The 19,048-nt window shown below is 35.0% G+C and carries 16 protein-coding genes; 8 read left to right on the forward strand and 8 right to left on the reverse strand.

All coding sequences use genetic code 11. The features are described 5' to 3' along the window. The first annotated feature begins 299 nt into the window (after nt 1-299). From BN349_RS05245 to BN349_RS05255, 3 genes are all read left to right on the forward strand, one after another. On the forward strand, nt 300-1,976 hold the full coding sequence (locus BN349_RS05245; RefSeq protein WP_019241226.1) for a ribulokinase: 1,677 nt from the start codon (nt 300-302) through the stop codon (nt 1,974-1,976). Between the two features lie 109 nt (nt 1,977-2,085). After that, nucleotides 2,086-3,207 (forward strand): DUF346 domain-containing protein, encoded by a 1,122-nt coding sequence (locus BN349_RS05250; protein ID WP_019241227.1) that lies wholly within the window; start codon nt 2,086-2,088, stop codon nt 3,205-3,207. A gap of 204 nt (nt 3,208-3,411) precedes the next feature. Beyond that, nucleotides 3,412-4,203 carry an ABC transporter ATP-binding protein gene (locus BN349_RS05255; RefSeq protein WP_019241228.1) on the forward strand — a complete coding sequence of 264 codons (792 nt, stop codon included), beginning with the start codon at nt 3,412-3,414 and terminating at the stop codon, nt 4,201-4,203. Between the two features lie 265 nt (nt 4,204-4,468). On the opposite strand, the gene BN349_RS23395 is transcribed toward BN349_RS05255, so the two are convergent. The 5 genes from BN349_RS23395 to BN349_RS05280 all read right to left on the reverse strand — a co-directional run bounded on the left by BN349_RS23395 (nt 4,469) and on the right by BN349_RS05280 (nt 8,740). Then, nucleotides 4,469-4,813 carry a MaoC/PaaZ C-terminal domain-containing protein gene (locus BN349_RS23395; RefSeq protein ID WP_019241229.1) on the reverse strand — a complete coding sequence of 115 codons (345 nt, stop codon included), beginning with the start codon at nt 4,811-4,813 and terminating at the stop codon, nt 4,469-4,471. Further along, nucleotides 4,810-5,208, reverse strand: a complete 399-nt coding sequence (locus tag BN349_RS05265) for an FAS1-like dehydratase domain-containing protein (protein ID WP_019241230.1) — start codon at nt 5,206-5,208, stop codon at nt 4,810-4,812. Before BN349_RS05265 ends, BN349_RS23395 begins: the two co-directional genes overlap by 4 nt. Next, entirely contained in the window at nt 5,205-6,302 is a 1,098-nt protein-coding gene (locus tag BN349_RS05270; RefSeq protein WP_019241231.1) for an acetyl-CoA C-acyltransferase, read from the reverse strand. The genes BN349_RS05265 and BN349_RS05270 overlap by 4 nt, the downstream gene beginning before the upstream one ends. Continuing rightward, nucleotides 6,280-7,740, reverse strand: coding sequence for an AMP-binding protein (locus BN349_RS05275; RefSeq protein ID WP_019241232.1), 1,461 nt, complete (start codon nt 7,738-7,740; stop codon nt 6,280-6,282). The genes BN349_RS05270 and BN349_RS05275 overlap by 23 nt, the downstream gene beginning before the upstream one ends. Nucleotides 7,741-8,185: 445 nt before the next feature. Beyond that, the gene (locus BN349_RS05280) at nt 8,186-8,740 is read right to left on the reverse strand and encodes a biotin transporter BioY (RefSeq protein ID WP_019241233.1); all 555 of its coding nucleotides are present in this window, start codon (nt 8,738-8,740) and stop codon (nt 8,186-8,188) included. A gap of 368 nt (nt 8,741-9,108) precedes the next feature. Between BN349_RS05280 and BN349_RS05285 the strand changes: the two genes are divergently transcribed. Beyond that, on the forward strand, nt 9,109-9,858 hold the full coding sequence (locus BN349_RS05285; RefSeq protein WP_019241234.1) for a DUF6944 family repetitive protein: 750 nt from the start codon (nt 9,109-9,111) through the stop codon (nt 9,856-9,858). 92 nt (nt 9,859-9,950) lie between these two features. On the opposite strand, the gene pdxR is transcribed toward BN349_RS05285, so the two are convergent. Then, a complete protein-coding gene (gene pdxR, locus BN349_RS05290; RefSeq protein ID WP_019241235.1) occupies nt 9,951-11,357 on the reverse strand; it encodes a MocR-like pyridoxine biosynthesis transcription factor PdxR in 1,407 nt (468 codons plus the stop codon). A gap of 109 nt (nt 11,358-11,466) precedes the next feature. Here pdxR and BN349_RS05295 point away from each other — a divergent pair, with 109 nt between their 5' ends. Together BN349_RS05295 and BN349_RS05300 are read left to right on the forward strand one after the other, a co-directional pair. Then, entirely contained in the window at nt 11,467-11,895 is a 429-nt protein-coding gene (locus BN349_RS05295) for a GNAT family N-acetyltransferase (protein WP_019241236.1), read from the forward strand. A gap of 112 nt (nt 11,896-12,007) precedes the next feature. Beyond that, nucleotides 12,008-13,246 carry a M20 family metallo-hydrolase gene (locus BN349_RS05300; RefSeq protein ID WP_019241237.1) on the forward strand — a complete coding sequence of 413 codons (1,239 nt, stop codon included), beginning with the start codon at nt 12,008-12,010 and terminating at the stop codon, nt 13,244-13,246. Nucleotides 13,247-13,606: 360 nt separating this feature from the next. On the opposite strand, the gene BN349_RS05310 is transcribed toward BN349_RS05300, so the two are convergent. Further along, nucleotides 13,607-13,894 (reverse strand): CAP domain-containing protein, encoded by a 288-nt coding sequence (locus BN349_RS05310; protein WP_019241239.1) that lies wholly within the window; start codon nt 13,892-13,894, stop codon nt 13,607-13,609. An 87-nt stretch (nt 13,895-13,981) separates the two neighbouring features. Between BN349_RS05310 and BN349_RS05315 the strand changes: the two genes are divergently transcribed. Next, nucleotides 13,982-15,415: a bifunctional ADP-dependent NAD(P)H-hydrate dehydratase/NAD(P)H-hydrate epimerase gene (locus tag BN349_RS05315; RefSeq protein ID WP_019241240.1), complete on the forward strand. Its 1,434-nt coding sequence runs from the start codon at nt 13,982-13,984 to the stop codon at nt 15,413-15,415. Nucleotides 15,416-15,744: 329 nt separating this feature from the next. Next, nucleotides 15,745-16,317: a YkoP family protein gene (locus BN349_RS05320; RefSeq protein ID WP_019241241.1), complete on the forward strand. Its 573-nt coding sequence runs from the start codon at nt 15,745-15,747 to the stop codon at nt 16,315-16,317. Nucleotides 16,318-16,393: 76 nt separating this feature from the next. On the opposite strand, the gene BN349_RS05325 is transcribed toward BN349_RS05320, so the two are convergent. Then, on the reverse strand, nt 16,394-19,045 hold the full coding sequence (locus tag BN349_RS05325; protein ID WP_019241242.1) for a cation-translocating P-type ATPase: 2,652 nt from the start codon (nt 19,043-19,045) through the stop codon (nt 16,394-16,396). Nucleotides 19,046-19,048: the final 3 nt, after the last annotated feature.

Below are 19,048 nucleotides of genomic sequence, written 5' to 3' on the forward strand. Positions count from 1 at the left end.
AAGGAACTATATAATACTTTAGATCAGTACAAAACTATCACCTCATTTCATAATGTCCTATTCTTTTCTACTTTATGACAACAAAGCACCAAACAATTCAAAAATAGTAAATTATTTGAATTTATATAGCGGTTCAATAGTATACATTACAAGAGCTTTGAATATTGCTTTTTTAAAGATAAAAAACTCTTAAGATGAAAAAATCGCTTCATTTAATCTGGAGAAATGTCATTATTAACATGTGAATTTTAAACCATATTTTTAATGAACTTTGTAGATGAAGAAAGGAGGACAATTTAATGGAGAAGAAGTATACGATTGGTATCGACTATGGTACAGAATCAGCTAGAGTTGTACTTGTGGATCTTATAAATGGTAATGTAATTAGTAATGAAATAATGAATTACAAACATGGAGTAATAGTAGATGAGCTACCATCTGGAGAACTTCTTGAAGCGGATTGGGCTCTTCAAGATCCAAATGATTATTTGAAAGTGCTATCTATAACTGTACCAAGTGTCATAAAGAAATCGAATGTAAAAGCAGAAAATATTATTGGTATTGGAATTGATTTTACAGCCTCCACGATTTTGCCTTTGGATGGATTAGGAAATCCATTGTGTTTTCATAACAAGTGGAAGAATAATCCTCATAGCTGGGTGAAGCTTTGGAAACATCATGCGGCTCATAAGGAAGCGGATTATATGACCCAAATTGCTTTAGAGAGAAAGGAATCATTTTTGCAATATTATGGAGGGAAAATTTCTTCAGAGTGGATGTTTCCAAAAATATTACAAGTTTTAAGAGAAGCACCTGAAGTTTTTGAAGAAACCGATTTATTTATGGAGGCGTGTGATTGGATTACTTATCGTTTAACAAATCAATTAGTTAGGAGTAGTAATACAAGTGGTTATAAAGCATTATGGAATAAAAAAGATGGTTATCCAAGCACAGCTTATTTTAAACAGGTACATCATCAACTCGAAAATATTATCGAGACAAAAATGAGAGGTACTGTAAAGACAATTGGTAGTAGAGCAGGACAATTAGTAACTGAAATGGCTGAGTTAATGGGACTCATTCCTGGAATAGATGTTTCTGTAGGAATTATTGATGCTCATGCTGGTGTTGCAGCAGTTGGAGCTATTTATCCTGGTCAATTTGTAATGACTATTGGAACTTCAACATGCCACATGTACATTTCCAAAGAACAATCGGTCGTTGATGGGATATGTGGAATGGTAGCTGATGGGATTATTCCAGGTTATATTAGCTATGAAACAGGACAGGTTGCAGTCGGTGATTCTTTTGCATGGTTTTTAGAACATGGAGTACCAAGTTATTTGAAAGAAGAAGCAAACGAAAAGAATATTCAGTTACATGAGCTATTAGAGAATAAAGCAAGTCAGTTGTTCCCTGGACAATCAGGGTTACTTGCACTAGATTGGTGGAATGGTAATCGTTCTATTTTGGTAGATGCCCATTTAACTGGTGCTATTATTGGTTTTACTCTAAATACTAGACCAGAAGAAGTATATAGAGCCATGCTTGAGGCCACTGCATTTGGGACAAGAAAAATTATTGAAAGTCTCGAAAAGAAACAACTAAAGGTAAATGAAATATTTGCTTGTGGTGGAATTCCTCAGAAAAATAGGCTCTTATTGCAAGTGTATGCAGATGTAACAAATCGTACAATTAAAGTAGCCTCTTCAAAAGAAACGATTGCTCTTGGGGCTTCTATGTATGCTGCAGTTGCTGCTGGAGAAAAAAAGGGAGGATTTAACTCCATTGAAAATGCTGCTAAGTTAATGGCGAAAGTACATGAGGACATCATTAAACCAATTCCTGAAAACGTGGAAAAATATAATCAACTTTATCAATATTATTTACAGCTTCATGATTATTTTGGAAAAAATCATTCTACACTGATGCATGGGCTTAAAAATTTAAAGAGTAAATCGTATGAACAACTATGAATCTTTCGCTAGGCTTCTTAACCAATTCAGTTATGGACAAATATCCAAATGTTTAAGTCATCAATAAAATAACCTATAAAGTATGCAATATTGTAAGGAGGTTATTTTATTGTTTGATTACAGAATGATTTATTCACAACTACATCCTTATTATTTAGGTAACTACTATCAGGAGGCAAATTCATATCATTATATACCTCAGGTTGATTGGAACTCTTACTACAATGATTATAGTCGTTATGATTCCTCTTTATATTTGAGCCCATTTCAAAGTATAAACGAACGTCATAGCCATTATTTAACGGATATACCTGATGGTCAAATCGCGTATGATGATAGCAATTTGGAGCACTTTTATGATTATGAGGATGAGCGCTTAAATAGCGAATCATATGAAAATGAGTGGAGAGCAAGATGGAGTCAGTGGGAAAATTTAGGATCTCCAAGGGATCGTCCACTAAAGGATGCACCAACCGTTACATCTAGAGGTCCCAATAGATTAGATACATTTGTACAAGGTTTTAATGATAGACTCTGGCATAAATGGTGGGATGGTAGAAGTTGGAGTGATTGGCAAGCTCTTGAGGGTCAAATTACATCAGCACCTGCTGCAGTCTCATGGAGTAGAAATCGTGTGGATGTCTTTGCAAGAGGAATAAACGATAGTCTTTGGCATAAATGGACGAATGGAAATAGATGGAGTCAGTGGGAAGATCTTGGAGGACAAATCACGTCTGCACCAGCAGCTTCGTCTAGAGGACCAAATCAATTAGATGTTTTTGCTAGAGGTACAAATAATAGTATGTGGCACATATCATGGAATGGACGCAGGTGGAGTCAGTGGGAAGATCTTGGAGGGCAAATTACATCAGCTCCAGCAGCTGTATCATGGGGACCTAACCGTATTGACACGTTCGCTCGAGGTACTAACCGATCATTATGGCATAAGTACTGGAGAAATGGTAGATGGAGTGATTGGGAAGATCTTGGAGGAGATCTCGCATCTGGACCAGGTGTGTCTTCAAGAAGGCCAAATCAAGTAGATGTATTTGTTCGAGGTACAAATGGAAGTTTGTGGACTAAATCATGGAACGGAAGAAGATGGAGTGATTGGGAAGATCTCGGTGGACAAATTACCTCTTCTCCAGCAGCTGCATCATGGGGCCCCAATCGGATAGACGTATTTGCTCGTGGAACGGACGGAAATATGTGGCATAAATGGTGGAATTAGTAGAGTGAAGATGTTCATTATACCAAAAAAACAGCTGAGTCGAAAGTGATGAAGTTTTGCTTTTGGCTCAGCTTTTTTTCGATGTTTCCGCCTAGAGAATTTTAGTAATTGAAATCATATAACGAGGAAATGAATATCGTATGAAATAGTCTGATTTTTTAGATATAATATTATTTACATATATATTAAGTAAGGAGGTTTGTAATGATTACAGTTGATAATATTTCACTTATTCGAAATAAGAAAACCATTTTGCATAATGTTTCTTGGACTGTGAAAAAAGGTGAGCATTGGTGTTTACTTGGTTTAAATGGATCAGGTAAAACGACGTTATTAAATATTATTAACGGATACATATGGCCAACCGTTGGTACGGTAAATGTCTTGGGAAATATATTCGGCCAAACGAACTTACCTGAGTTACGAAAGGAAATTGGCTGGGTTAGTTCGTCACTACAGCAAAGATTTAATGATGAGGACAATGTATTAGAGATTGTCTTAAGTGGTAAGTTTGCTTCTATTGGATTATATGATCATGTAATGGAAGAGGACTTACAAAAAGCAAGAGAATTATTAAAACTATTAAATTGTGAAGAGTTACAGTATCAAAAATATGGAATTGTTTCTCAAGGAGAACGGCGAAGAGTTTTAATAGCTCGCTCGTTGATGTCTTCTCCGAAATTATTAATATTGGATGAACCATGCACTGGGCTAGATTTATTATCAAGGGAGCATTTATTACAGTATATTGAAAAAATCGCAAAAGATCCTGACGGACCAACACTTATTTATGTAACTCACCATGTAGAAGAAATACTTCCTTGCTTTACTAAAACGTTATTTTTAAGAAATGGAGAAGTTTTTGCAAATGGAGAATCCAAAAAGCTTCTTAATGAAGAAAATCTATCCTCTTTCTTTCAACGTCCGATATCAGTTCAACTTCAACAGGGAAGAACGTGGCTTGCATTGAAGGAATATATCATAAATAGAGACTAAGACAATAATTCTAGAAGTCCGTTTTCTAACAGATTGTTGTTGTTAAATAAGTTCAGTAAATACATTTAGTATATAAAAGTCGATTGGAGCTTAAAGTGTGAGAGTTCTGCGGGAGCAATAAGACAGGTGAGACCCCACAAGCATATTGTTCTGTGGAGGCTCACCAGCAGCTCCCCTATAGCTAGCGTCCTAGTGGGAATTTAACTCAGCCTTTATTCATTTCTTCTTCATAGACAACAAGCTATGTGAAAACAGCTTTTTTGAATTATTTTCTTAAAACGATATATCCTTTCATTACGCTTCTTTCTTGAATAGCTGCTTCTATATTCATTCGGTCATGTGATTTTTCGGTAGTTACTTGCACCTCATCACCTACGATTACGGGAGATGTAAAGGTCATATTTATTTGTTTAGGCATAGATGTAACATCGAGTCGATTACTAATAATCGTCCATATTTTCCCTATAGATAACATTCCATGAACTACTCTCCCTGAAAAACCTTGTTCTAAAGCTGCCTCGGTATTGATATGAATGGGGTTATTATCACCAGATATTTGAGCATATACATCTATATGCTCTTCTAAGATAATAAATGAAAAATTGTTCATTCTATACCTCCTACAACTAAGTGTGATACGGAACTATAGCATAGCTTCTGATTCTTATCAATTATGGACAACGTTTGTTTTACGAACGTATAAGGCTTTCTGTTGGTTGTTTTATCTAGAGATAGAAGTACTTTATAAGGTCGATTTACATACATTGTTTGATGATAATCACATTGCTGCTTTCTTAGAATAATAGGCTCTATAAATTTCCAAGGTGCATGCAATTCTCTATAGGCAATGAAAGGCATAGTAGGGGGCAAAGGAATCTCCTCATATCCAAACTCTCTTGCATTTTCTTTATTTTTATAGATTGTATGATTGTCACCAAGATTATTTAGAAAGGTGTGAACATCTTGTTCAGTAAACATAACTTCTCTTTCAATAGTCTGTATCATACAACCACCTCAAATAGAGCGGCTACACCAATTCCTCCACCACTTCCGATAGAGGCCATAACATAGCGGACATCTTTTCTTTTTTGGACCTCGTAAAATAATCGTGTGACTTGAATCGCACCAGATGCGGCATAGGGGTGTCCGATTGTTAAACCACCACCGTGAACATTAAGCTTCTCATATGGAATCATAAGTTCCTGGGCACAAGCGACAATTTTACAAGCAAATGCCTCGTTGATTTCAAATAGTCCTATGTCATTACTAGTAAGCGAATTTCTTTTTAATAGCTCTTTTATTGCTGGTACAGGTGAGATAGCAGGATAATATGGATGGACTCCAGAAACGTAGCTATCTAGAAAACGAAGGACAGGTTTGTAACCTGCCTTTAATGCAAACTCTTCCTCTAAAACTAAAACGGCAGCAGCACCATCATTAATTGCACAACTATTTGCCGCTGTTACAGTTCCATTTTCCTTTGTGAAAATCGGTTTTGCTCTTTTAAGGAGACGTTTTATGTCTCTTTTTTGATAGAAAGCTTCATCTTGATTAAACTCATCAACTGATATGATTTCTTCATGAAAGCGACCTGACTGAAAAGCATTCCAACTTCGATGGTAGCTTAATAGGGCATAATCATCTTGGGCTTCTCTTGTAATATGATATTCTTTTGCCACATATTCAGCAGCCACTCCCATATCAGGATCACCAATATGTTCTGGTGAAAAGCGTGCTCTTTTTTCGAAAGGGGAGGTACTTACACTTTCTACTCCACCAGCAATATAAGCTTGACCAGCATTACCTTGAATATAATAACATGCTGTGCGAATAGCTTCTAAACCAGCACTACATTGACGATCAATTGTCATTCCTGGAATATGGAGCGAAAGACCCGCTTCTAATGCAGATAAACGAGCGATATTGCCACCTGGACCGACTACATTTCCTAGAATAACATCATCTAAGTGCTGCGATTTACTTCCGGCCAAATATGATAGAAGAGGGGAAGCTAGTTTATGAGGTTGATAAGTTTGTAACATTTTATTGGCTTTACCAACGGGTGTTCTTTTTGCTTCAACAATGACTGCCCTCTTCATTATTATTCATCACCTTTCTTTTAACTTCAGGGAGATCAATTTTGCCTCCAGCTGTTAAAGGCATTTCATCAAGAAAAAACCATTTTCTTGGGATTTTATAGGATGCAAGTCTTTTATGACAATAAGATCGAAGTTCATGTTTATCTACAATTTCGCCAACGATTGCAGTGGCAACTATTTGACCCCAATAATGATTATCTAAAGCGAATACAACGGCTTTTTCAATAAGTGGATGTTCAAGCAGAATATTTTCAATTTCTTCTGGGAAAATATTGATTCCTCCGTATAAAATCATATTTTTCTCACGTCCAATGATATATAAATGCCCCTCATCGTCCAAATAACCGATATCATGAACTGTGCTCCATCCATTTTCGTCTTTAATAGATTGAATCGTTTTTGTTTCATTATCTATGTAACCAATAAAAGTCATATCGCTCTTAATGAAGATTTTTCCTATTTCAAATGGTTGAATATTTTCGTTTTTTTCATTCCTAATTTCAATTGTTACATTATGAAACGGTTTACCTACAGAGTTTGGCTTTGTATCTTGTGTTGAAAGTGAAACGAAACTTAATTCACTAGCGCCGTAAAACTCGTACAAACGCCAAGTTGGAAAATGATGAATCAAGTTTTCCTTTGAAGCTTCTCTCCACTTTGCACCTGATGATAGGACTGTAATCGGTTTATCAATTATAAAGTTATTTTTTAATAAATGTTCAATCATGGTAGGTACAAAATAGACATATGTAATGGGTTCTTTATTCATAATGAACTCTACTTTAGATGGCGAGAATTTTTCAAGGAGATAAACGGTACCACCTAAATATAATGTACTAATAGCACCGTATAAAAAATGAGAGTGAATGAGAGAACCAGGAATTAATATTTGCTCATGGTCATTCATTTGGATATCTACGATATTGCATTGAAAGCTAGAAAGCCAAGATTGATGCGAACGGATAAATGCTTTTGGATCACCCGTTGATCCCGAAGTGAAGCCCATATAGAATGGTTGATTTTCACACAGTGATTCAACAAAATGTTCTGAATACGATTGTATGGATTGTTCATACTCATTCAAAGTTATAACATTATCATGCAATGATTGTAATTTGTTATCGTTACTAATCACGATTGATGGAGAACATAAACGTAATCGCTTTTCTAACTCATCTGCTGTCCATCTTTGATCAAGAGGAGTAATAATCCAACCAGCTTTTGCTGCACCTGCAAAAAGTTGTAGAAAGGGAATCCCATTTGGTAATGAGATGGCTATATTGTTTTGTTCTGTTTGAAGAGATAATAGCCAATTTGCTGTTTTGCAGACTAATTTGTAGAAATCTTGGTATGTAATTTCCTCAAAAAGAGTTTTAATGGCAACTCGATCAGGATAATGACATTGATGGTTGAAATAAGTATGCGTAATGGAAGTCATGAAAAATCCTCTTTTCTACTATGTGTTTTATACGTATAACAAAATGATAGACTTTTTGTGATTAAATTGCCATGGGTTTTTGAAATGGAACAATAAGATTTTGATCTACACTTAATCAAATAGAACAACAATTTGGGCGCCTTTACTAGCGTAACTAGAAAGACACCCAATAAGGTGGAGTTTTATTCTATGAAGGTATCCTCCCTTCATCTGTACATATTTAAAAAACGCTGTTTTCTCAAAGACTATTGTTTTTCAACACGTTTGCTGAATTAAATCAGTCGATAAACAAATCGATTGATTAAAGCGCAAGGCTTAAAGACTCTACAATAACTGAGTCCCGAGGACGCTCATCTTGCAGTCTGCGGAAAGAGACCATCCTCGAGCAAATTTCTACCTAAACTCACACTAAATGTGCGCTAAACCAGATTTGAAAAAAGACTTTTTAGCTTGCTTTTGATAATTGTCTTTTTATAACTGAAGAGTTTCGTAGTTTATAAACTAGTAAAGATGCAATAGTTAATTTTACAAGATCACCAGGTAAATAGACTAAACTTACTTTTGCTATATCAATAATGGAAATATTTGTTACAACTGCTTGTACAGGAATACCAATGCAGTATAGTAATCCAATTCCGTATAAAAGATTAATGATGAAAATCTTTTTAAAAGTTAATACTTTTATTCGAGAGAATGTAAAAGAAATGCAAAAAGCAACAATAGCAAAACCGAAAATATAACCAGCACTAGGTCCTACAAATACGCTTAATCCTCCACGTCCCCCTGATAATAGTGGCAATCCAACTGCTACTAATAAAAGAAATAATACCTGACTCCATACTGCTAATCTAGTTCGTAGAAGACCGCCTGTCAGAAACATTCCAACAGTTTGTAGGGTTATGGGCACTGGGGTAAAAGGTAATGGTACTGCTGGTATCATACCAAGTACGCCCATTAGAGCAGCAAATAGAGCGATGTTTGTTAAATCTCTTACTTTCATAATATCCTCCTAATGTTTGTATGTACATTTTGTAATGATTTCTAGCTTATTGTAAAAGCATTAATTATTTATGTCAACTTAATTTTTTTTGGTTAACATATTGAATTTTTACATTACAATCACTTTTCCTTAAATCATTATTCTGTGTAGTTATGTAAATAGGTATATAACTAGAGGAAAATTAAATACGATTTGAATATGATAAAGGAGAGCTTTAACTCGGAGATTTATTGTTTATGATTTACCTATTGTTCATTAAGTAAACCAATTTTCCATAAGTTATTTTACTGTTGAAATAATTAGATACTCTGTGATGGATAATAGGTAAGGTGAAATATCAATGATTTGTTGGAATGGTGGTTGAATAAATGCCAGAAGAAATCACACAAAAAGAAATGTTAGAAAAAATCGTGAAAGAACAAGGTGAACAATTAGATATTGGAGGATCATGGTTTATCGTAGCAGGGACTCTCATTACAGCCTTTGGTCAATCACGTAATTTTTTACTTAGTGGAGAAATCGGACTGCAATCTGTGGCTACGGGAAATGCTGTAGAAGCATTTGGAAATTCATTGCAAGCCATAGGTTTATCTAAAGAGTATTCTGTATCTAGAGAAGAATACCCCTTACAACAAGCTATTATGGGCTGCTGGCTTCAAGCTGGTGGAAATATTACAAATACAGTTGCTACAGAAATTGAAATTAAAAGTGATCGAGAAGATGATGAAGAACTTAAAAGAGATTCATTGAAATTGAATGCACTAGGAAGCGGAGTACAATCTTTGGGTGCAAGTATGGAAGCCATCGCTTTCTCAGAATTAAAACCTACACCGGGTCAGGAACTAATAGTAACTGGAAATGGTTTAATTGCATTAGGCTCATCAATTGATGCTATAGGTAATACATTTTTATTACAAGAAAAGGAAGAAGAAGGTGACATTTTACTTTTAGCGGGAGCTTGGATACAGGCAATTGGTGCAATGTATGAATTATATGGTTTGACAATAAATACAAGTATATCCGAAGAAGATAAAAATGGTGAAGGTGTAGATAATCTAGAGGAAAGAGCTTACTCATACGGAATGTATAAAGGAGGCACTGCAAATAGGTATATGTAGTGCCTTATTCATTTCTTGGTAGGATTAGATAAATTTATATTATATTTATATAACAATATACACGTAATAAGATAACCGTATTTGTATAAATTTTATTTTGTTTCTGATGAGAACCATGCTTCATTTAAACGAAGTATCCCACTTTCTATTTCTTTACAAGTTAAACCTGCAAATCCAAGTAAGATTGCAGGATTTTTGTTTATGTGATTATGATAATAAATCGAACTAGGATAAACTTTCACTCTTGCGTTTGCTGCTTTTTTAATTAGTGCAGTTTCCGAATAGCTGTTGGAAAATTGTAAGAGAATGTGTAAGCCAGAATAATTTCCTAATACTGTAATATCTGGCATATGGTTTTGCAAAGAAGTCATTAATACTTGATGCTTCTTACGATAGAGTGTTCGTACACGATTTAAATGGGTATTCCAATGGCCTTTTTGCATAAATAGATATAAGGTATGCTGGTGAAGACGTGATACCGTTTGTTTATAGATGGAACATTTTCTTTTATAGGTTGCCATTAACTGTTTGGGTAATACCATATAGCTGATTCGTAATGAAGGCAATAGCGATTTGGAAAACGTGCCACAATATATTACTCGATCGTTCTTATCAAGACCTTGTAAGGATGGAATCGGTTTTCCTTTATAGCGAAACTCTCCATCATAATCATCCTCTATAATAAAGCTTTGCTGCTCTTCCGCCCATTGAAGAAGTTCCAGCCTTCTTGTAATAGGCATTATCATTCCTATAGGGAATTGATGAGAAGGTGTTACATAGGCTGCTTTTACAAAATGTGAACGTAATTGATGAATATTAATACCATATTCATCAAGGGAAATAGGTATCATTTCCATTCTATTATTTTGAAAAACAGCTCTAGTACGATGAAAGCCAGGATTTTCAAATGCAATTTTTTGATTGTCTCCCAAAACTAAACAAAGCAATTGTATGATATATTGTGTCCCAGAGCCAATAATAATTTGATCGGCTGTACAGTTTACGCCTCTACTTTGATATAAGTATAAACGAATTTGTTCTCGTAAAAGGAGCTCCCCCTGTTCATCTCCATTTAAAAAGAGTTCTCCATTATCTTTGTGAATCGTTTCCATCGTAAGTCTCTTCCATATAGCATAAGGGAAAACGGATAAATCGATTTTCCCATGACTAAAATCATATTCGATGTTTTCTATTTCGGCATGTGTTGGTAAGTGGACGGATGGATGACAAGTATCTTTACATACATCATAGTCAAGTTCATTAACAAAATAGCCTTTACGAAACTGACTGTTTATATATCCTTCTGCCGATAATTGCTCGTATGCTGTTTGTATGGTGTTAATGCTAGCACCTAAATGAGTAGACAGTTTACGTTTAGAAGGTAATTTCTCGCCTGCAGAAATCCTCCCGCTTTTTATTTCTTCTTTTAAAAATGTATATAATTGTATATACATAGGTTCTTTACTATTAGAATCATACATAAAACTGATTTCAAGCATAGATCATGTTCACATCCTTCTGGTACCTTGAATTATATCAAATCTGGCACTTTTTATATAACCAGAATTCATCTTATAATATTCTCATCTTAAAGAAGGGGGAAAGAAAATGATTAATATTACTTTTTTAGAAACTGAGGAAGAGATACGCTCAGCGTTTCCTATTATGAATCAATTACGTGAACATTTACAAGAGGAGGAATACTTGAAGCTCACGTTAGAAATAAAAAATAAACATGATTACCAGCTTGTTGCTCTCTATGATGATGGAGATATGAAAGCGGTTATAGGCTTTATGCCTCGATTAACATTGTTTAATGGTCCATTTATTTATGTGAGTGATTTAGTAACAGATAATGATAATCGATCTAACGGATATGGCAGACAACTATTAGCGTATATTGAGAAGCTTTCAAAAGAGAAAGGGTATCATCTTATTTCTTTATCAAGTGGGCTACAACGTAGGGATGCTCATCGTTTCTATAAAGATAAAATGAACTATCAACAGGTCAGTTACAAATTTCGTAAATCGTTATAATGGTTCGTAATAGACTCATTGATTTATCTGACTATATCAGTGATAATCTATTTAATGACAGAATATTCTATTACTTCTAAGACGTTAATCTATAGTTCTGGAGGGATCGTGTTTGAGAATTAATGCCGAGCGTTTAAAAAGTCATTTTGAACAGATAAGTCAATTTGGAAAAATTGGAGAAACAGGTGTATGTCGACCTGCTCATTCTCCAGAGGAAAAACAAGCCTTTGAACTAGCGATGAAATGGATGAAGGAAGCTGGAATGGAAACTAGAATTGATCATTTTGGAAACTTGATTGGTCGTTTAGAAGGGAAGAAAAAAGATGCTCCGATATTAATGCTTGGTTCCCATTTAGACTCGCAACCTTATGGAGGAAGATTCGATGGAGTTGCTGGTGTTTTGGCTGCTATTGAAACAGTTAAAACGATGAGTGAGTTAAGTATTGAACCAGAATGTCCAATTGAGGTTGTATCCTTCGCTGATGAGGAGGGCTGGCGCTTTAACAAAGGTTTATTTGGTGTAAGAGGCATCTTAGGAAAGTTGGAGGAAGGAGAGCTGTCTCGTAGTGACCATAATGGCATTACAAGGGAACAAGCTTTAAAGGACTTTGGCTGCAATCCTGAACTGTTTGAACAGTCTATTTATCCACCAAAAAGCATCTCAGCTTTTTTAGAACTTCATATCGAACAAGGTCCTGTTCTTGATAAAATGAATGTACCAATTGGTATCGTAACAGCTATATCAGGTCCACTCTGGTTAACTGTCAAATTAAAAGGATTTGCTGGACATGCAGGGTCTGTTCCGATGAACATGAGACAAGATGCTTTAGTAGGAGCTGCTGAAATCATTCTCGCTTTAAATGAAATTGCGAAGCAGGAAGATGGCGCACCTACTGTTAGTACAGTTGGTTCATTAAACGTTTTTCCAAATTCTCGCAACATTATCCCAGAAGAAGTAGTGTTGACGCTTGATTTACGAGATATGAATCAAGAACGTCGTGATAGATATGAACAGCAATTAATTGAAAAAATTAAACAAGTCGCAGCTAAACATCAGTTGACATATGAAATTACTGTTGATACGAATAGTGAACCTAGGTTTTGTGCCAAATGGATTCAGGAAACTATAGAAAATGCCTGTAAGGAATTAGGGGTAAATGCCCCTAAATTGATGAGTGGTCCTTTTCACGACTCTTTACAAATGTCATATGAATGTGATTATGGAATGATATTTGTTCGTTGTAAGGATGGAATAAGCCACAATCCTGCTGAATACTCGTCCTATGATGATTTAGCCTTAGGTACAGAGGTAATGCTAACTACAGTATTAGAAATGATAAACAGATCTTGAGTTAAAAAATGTCTCAAAAGTATAGCTAGACATACTTTTGAGACATTTTCATTAGTTTTTGGTTGTTTGAAACGACCATGTTTTTTGTAGATTGCTTATTTTTCCATTTTTAAATTGAGGTGTTGCTTGAATTTTTATTATATAGGTAGACCCAAAATCTAAAGGTTTTTTGGGAAAATAAAAATACCAGATAGACTTGAATCCTTTGTACTATCAATCATAAAAATAGTATACTATTTCCTTTTGAGTCTACTAAGGCTATTTTTTTTGCATAGACTTTTCCTCTGTTATTCCCATATAAACAAAGTGATATAGGATAACCAACCATTGTTTGATCTACTCCATAGAACGGTGAGCAATTCATTGGTTAATTCCTTCAATATGATCTTCATTCTGATAGGAAATCACTTCACCATAACTATTGAAACCTGTAAGACCATAGTATTGCATACGATTTTGTAATTTTTGACCTGTATAATAATTCGTATCTTTTCTTTTCATTTGAATATGATCTGTTTGGTTATAATGTACCAGATAATTGGCATGAGACTGAGCGACTTTTGTTAACTGTGGATTTTTTACTAAACTAATCAACTTAGCTTGGTTACGTATGCTGTTTAAATATTGTTTATATAAGAAATTAGACATATTGTTACTATGTATTCACCAATCTATGTTATTTTGAACAAAAATTAAAGCTATAATAACGGTAAAAAAACAATGAGGTGAGTCGACATGTATATTTATAGAGGAGAAGATATTAAGAGAGTCGATGAACAAGCAGCTTTGCAAGGTTTAGATACGTTCACATTAATGGAAAATGCGGGACGTTCTTTATTTGAAGCATTGAAGGGCATCTTAAACAAAAAACAGCGAATTGTCATTCTTTCAGGCAAAGGAAATAATGGAGGAGATGGTATTGTTTTAGCGCGATATTTACATATGTCTGAATATATTGTAGAGCTCGCTTTTCCTCTTGGAATAGCAGCTACTGAAATAGCAAAAAAACATTTGCAATATTACAAGGCTATAGGACTAAATGTAAGTGAAATAAGTGGTAATTATGATGTGATTATTGATGCTTTATTAGGAGTAGGGGCTAAGCTACCGCTAAAAGAGAAGCTTGTAGATATTGTGAAATGGGCAAATAGTCAAGATGCACTTCGAGTAGCTATAGACGTGCCGACAGGTGTCATGTCGAATTTAGGAGATGTTGACCAGGCTTTTCATGCGGATTATACGTATTCACTCCATGGATTTAAACCATCTGCCTTTTTAGAAGAAAGTACGAATTATTATGGAAAAAAACAATCTCTATCTATTGGAATACCTCACGATTCTAGTTGGAAAATTTGGACAAAAGCAGATGTTAAAATGAGCTTTTTGAAAAGGTCAGCTAATGCACATAAAGGAACTTTTGGTACAGGCTTATTAGTAGCAGGATGTGACGAAATGCCAGGTAGTGCAATGCTTGCTAGCTTAGGTGCTATGCGAGCAGGGATAGGAAAATTAACTGTAGCTACATCATCCTTTGCATCGAGCATTATTGCAGGAAGAGTCCCTGAATGTACGTATTTGCATGATGGAATACAAAAAATTGCTTCAGGATTTGTTCCTAAAGGGATAAAAGCTGTGGCAATCGGACCAGGATTAGAAGATGAGGACCTTGTTGACAAAGCATTACAGACATTGTTTACAACCAAATTACCAATTGTACTTGATGCAGGGGCTTTACAGAAAAGAATGTATCCAAAGAGAGATGCTGTTACAATTGTAACACCACACCCACGTGAATTTAGCAGAATGACGGGGAAAACAGTGAAGGATATCCAAAATAATCGCATGGAATTAGCCTATCACTATTCGCTGGAAAATGATGTGATTGTCGTTTTAAAAGGAAGAAATACGGTGATTGCCTTTCCGGATGGAAGTCTATATGTGAATGAAACAGGCAATGTTGGATTAGCCAAAGGGGGTACAGGGGATACTTTAACGGGAATCATTTTAGCTTTTTTATCTTCATACACTGATGTTAAAGCTGCAATTGCAAATGCGGTATATTTTCATGGAGCTACAGCAGATTTATGGTACGAGAATAAGGCTGCTACTAGCATGTTAGCAAGTGATATTAGTGATCATCTAGCAATAGTCATGAAAGAATTTGAATGATTAATAGGAATGTGATATTCATTGTTGTAAGGTAGGGCGTTAACTGGACACCCTTTTACATTATTATGTGATTTTCATACTCGCATCTCAGGCAAAAGAGTGAAATAAAGTGATGGGCAAAACAAAGTGTGTAAAAACAGCTTTGTTTGAGAGTAAACATACCTTTTATTAAACGAATCCATAAGGGAGGGATATAAGGGATTTGGCTATTAATAATATAACGGATCCATCCATATCTTAGAACAAAATGAACTACCTCACTTTACCATTATAAAATGATAACGCATGTATCATCCTAAAAATGAACCATTTTAAAGGAGAAGGAGAAAATGCGTATTCGTAAAATGTTGATAAAGATTTGGCTGTTTGTAGATCCTTTCTATTGCTCGTTTACTCGCCTTAGACTCATTACTTCTAGTTTGGAATCAGATGGAGTTTTCCGAGTGCGATTAACAAAATATAAGGGAAATGATGTGATCTTAACAGATGGAACGGAGGTATTTAAAAATGATCTCTTTTTAAAAATTCATCTGCACAATGTAAAAGTATTGAATGATAGTTTGAATGTAAAAAATGAAATGTTGAAAGGAAGGCAACTATATCGAAAAGTTAAGAACTCGATGCCTTCTTTAGCATCGTTTATTCGAACTCATCCTGATTCTGAAAGAATAAAAGGTGTTATTGGTATCACGATGATCAATAAGGGATATCTCTCACTTGGATTTGATTGTGTTTTTCCTCAGAATAAAATGTATTCTTTATATAAAAAAATATCTCACATTCCTATTTATTTACTATCAAAAAAGAATTTTTCAATGGAAGTGTTAAAAAAAGAGCGAATTGTATATTTAATGATGTCAAAAGATAAGTTGTTGGACTCATATAAAATAGTTAGTGAATAAGTATTCTAAATATCAATATTAAAGAGGCTAATGATTCTAGCCTCTTTTTATTTATGGCTCTTGTTATTACATATTTTTATGCATTTTTCTTCATTGTGGTATTCCGTAATGCCTTACCAATATCCATGAGAATCACAGCGAGCAAAGCTAATCCTGTAGCAATCGTCCACTCATACAAACCGAATGCATCTGGTATAGAGAAAATACTCCGAATGCCTGGAATGATTGTAATAAAATATAGACATAAGCAAATCGTAACGGCTCCTAAGACATATTTATTACTCAAAAGGCCAATTTTTAAAGCAGTCTGAGAATTCGATCGAGCGGTAAATGTTTGGAACGTTCTGGCAAGAATAAGTGTTGTAAAAGCCATTGCGACACTTATTTGTTCATTTTGCTGAAGCCCAATATATTGAGAGACAATAACTGCTATTCCAATTAGTAAACCACGAATAATGACAATTTGCATCGTTCCACCTGAAAATAATCCTTCGTTTATATCTCTAGGTTTTTTTTGCATAATTCCTGGTTCTGCTTTTTCCATACCAATGGCAATAGCAGGAAGGGAATCATTAACGAGATTTATAAACAGTAATTGAATAGCAGTAAACGGATTTATCCAATTAAATACGAGTGCGAAAATAATGGCAATAATTGCGCCTAAATTTCCTGCGAACAAAAAAGCAATGGATTTTTTTATGTTTTCGAATACCGTTCTTCCAACCTCTACTGCTTTCACGATTGATACGAAATTATCATCTGTTAATATCATTGCTGAAGCATCTTTGGCAACATCTGTTCCACTACCCATAGCTATACCAATATCAGCTTGCTTTAAAGCAGGGGCGTCATTTACACCATCACCCGTCATTGCAGTAATTTTCCCTTTTTTCTGCCATGCACGTACAATTCGAATTTTATTCTCAGGTGAAACTCGTGCATACACTGAAATACTCTCGAGTTTTTTATCTAGTTCAACTTCATTTAGAGCATCTAATTCTTGGCCTGTTAAGGCAATATCATTTTTATCCATTAACCCAATATCATGGCCGATAGCTTGGGCTGTTGTTTTATGATCACCGGTAATCATGACCGTTTTAATACCAGCCTTTTTAGATTCTTTTATAGCGTCATAAACTGCTTCACGTGGTGGATCAATCATGGCTGTAAGACCAACTAGTGTAAAATTTTCTTCATCTTCAATAAATATTTCTCGTTTATCATTTGGTAAATTTTTGTACCCGTAAGCTAAAACACGGAGCGCTTTTTTTGAAAAACCTTCATTTGCTGCTTTTAACTCATTTAATATGTCATTAGTTAATGGTTTTTCCTCATCATTTATTAAAATAGAATGACAACGCTCAAATAAAACATCTGGTCCCCCTTTAACCAGCATGGCTTTTTGGTTATTGAAATTATGAACAGTAGACATTAACTTTCTGTCAGAGTCGAAGGGGAGTTCGGCTTCTCTTGGAAAAGTTGCTCGAATTTTACCATAGTCTTTCTTTTTAGCATTACTGAATGCGATTAAAGCAACTTCTGTTGGATCACCAAGTTCTTTTCCTTCTTCATTAATATGTGAGTCATTGCATAAAACAGCGATATGAAGAAGGGCGTGCTCACCTGTAGTCCAAAGATTTGTATCTTCTGGAAAATTCGTTTTCATTTCACCTGGGATGTAATAATCTACAACGGTCATTTTATTTTGGGTTAGAGTTCCTGTCTTATCTGTACAGATTAGTGATGCTGAACCTAATGTTTCGACAGCTGGTAGTTTTCGTATAATTGCATGGTTTTTTGCCATATTATTTGTTCCTACAGCTAAAACGATGGTCACAATTGAATTCAATGCCTCGGGTATTGCTGCGACTGCTACAGCAACAGCAAACATTAAAGCATCAAGTATAGAAGCCGTCATATTTGTACTATCATTTGAAAACCAAACACGTCCTACCTGAATAGCAAAAATAAATATACATAGACACAAAATTACGATGCCTAGTTTCTTACTAAAAACTTCTAATTTCTTTTGTAAAGGAGTTTGTTTTGATTCTGCGCTTTCAAGTAACGAAGCAATTTTGCCGATTTCAGTATTTTGTCCAGTTCCTGTTACAACCATTGTTCCACGTCCATAAACTACCATAGACCCACTGTATAGCGTGTTCCGACGGTCTCCTAAAGGTTGGTCATGATGAATGGTATCTTCAAACTTTTCAACTGCTTCAGATTCGCCAGTCAGCATACCCTCATCCACTTTAAGAGTACCAGTTTCTATGATGCGACCATCACCAGGAATATTATCTCCTGCTTCCAATAATACAATATCACCTGGTACTAATTCTCTAGCAGGGACTGTACTTTTCTTTCCGTCACGCATTACCTTTGCCTCGGGAGTAGACATCTTTTTAAGAGCATCAAGTGAGTTCTCTGCTTTTCTAGTTTGAATGGTACTAATAACAGAGTTCAGAATTAGAACTAATAAAATAATAATGGATTCAATTACTTCCCCTAAAAAAATTTGAACGGCTGCAGCAATGAGTAAGACAATACTCATAGGGTCTTTAAAATTTGAAAAAAACAATTTCCATATAGAGTCTCTTATATTCGCCTTAAGCTCATTATACCCATACTTTTCTTGGCGTGTTGAGACTTCATTGAGAGATAGACCATCTCGCGTAGATTGCACTTCTGATAGTACATCGTCAATATCTTTAAGATAATATTCCATACC

The organism is Bacillus sp. AP8, from assembly GCF_000321185.1.
Classification (GTDB): Bacteria; Bacillota; Bacilli; order Bacillales; family DSM-1321; genus Bacillus_AD; species Bacillus_AD massilioanorexius.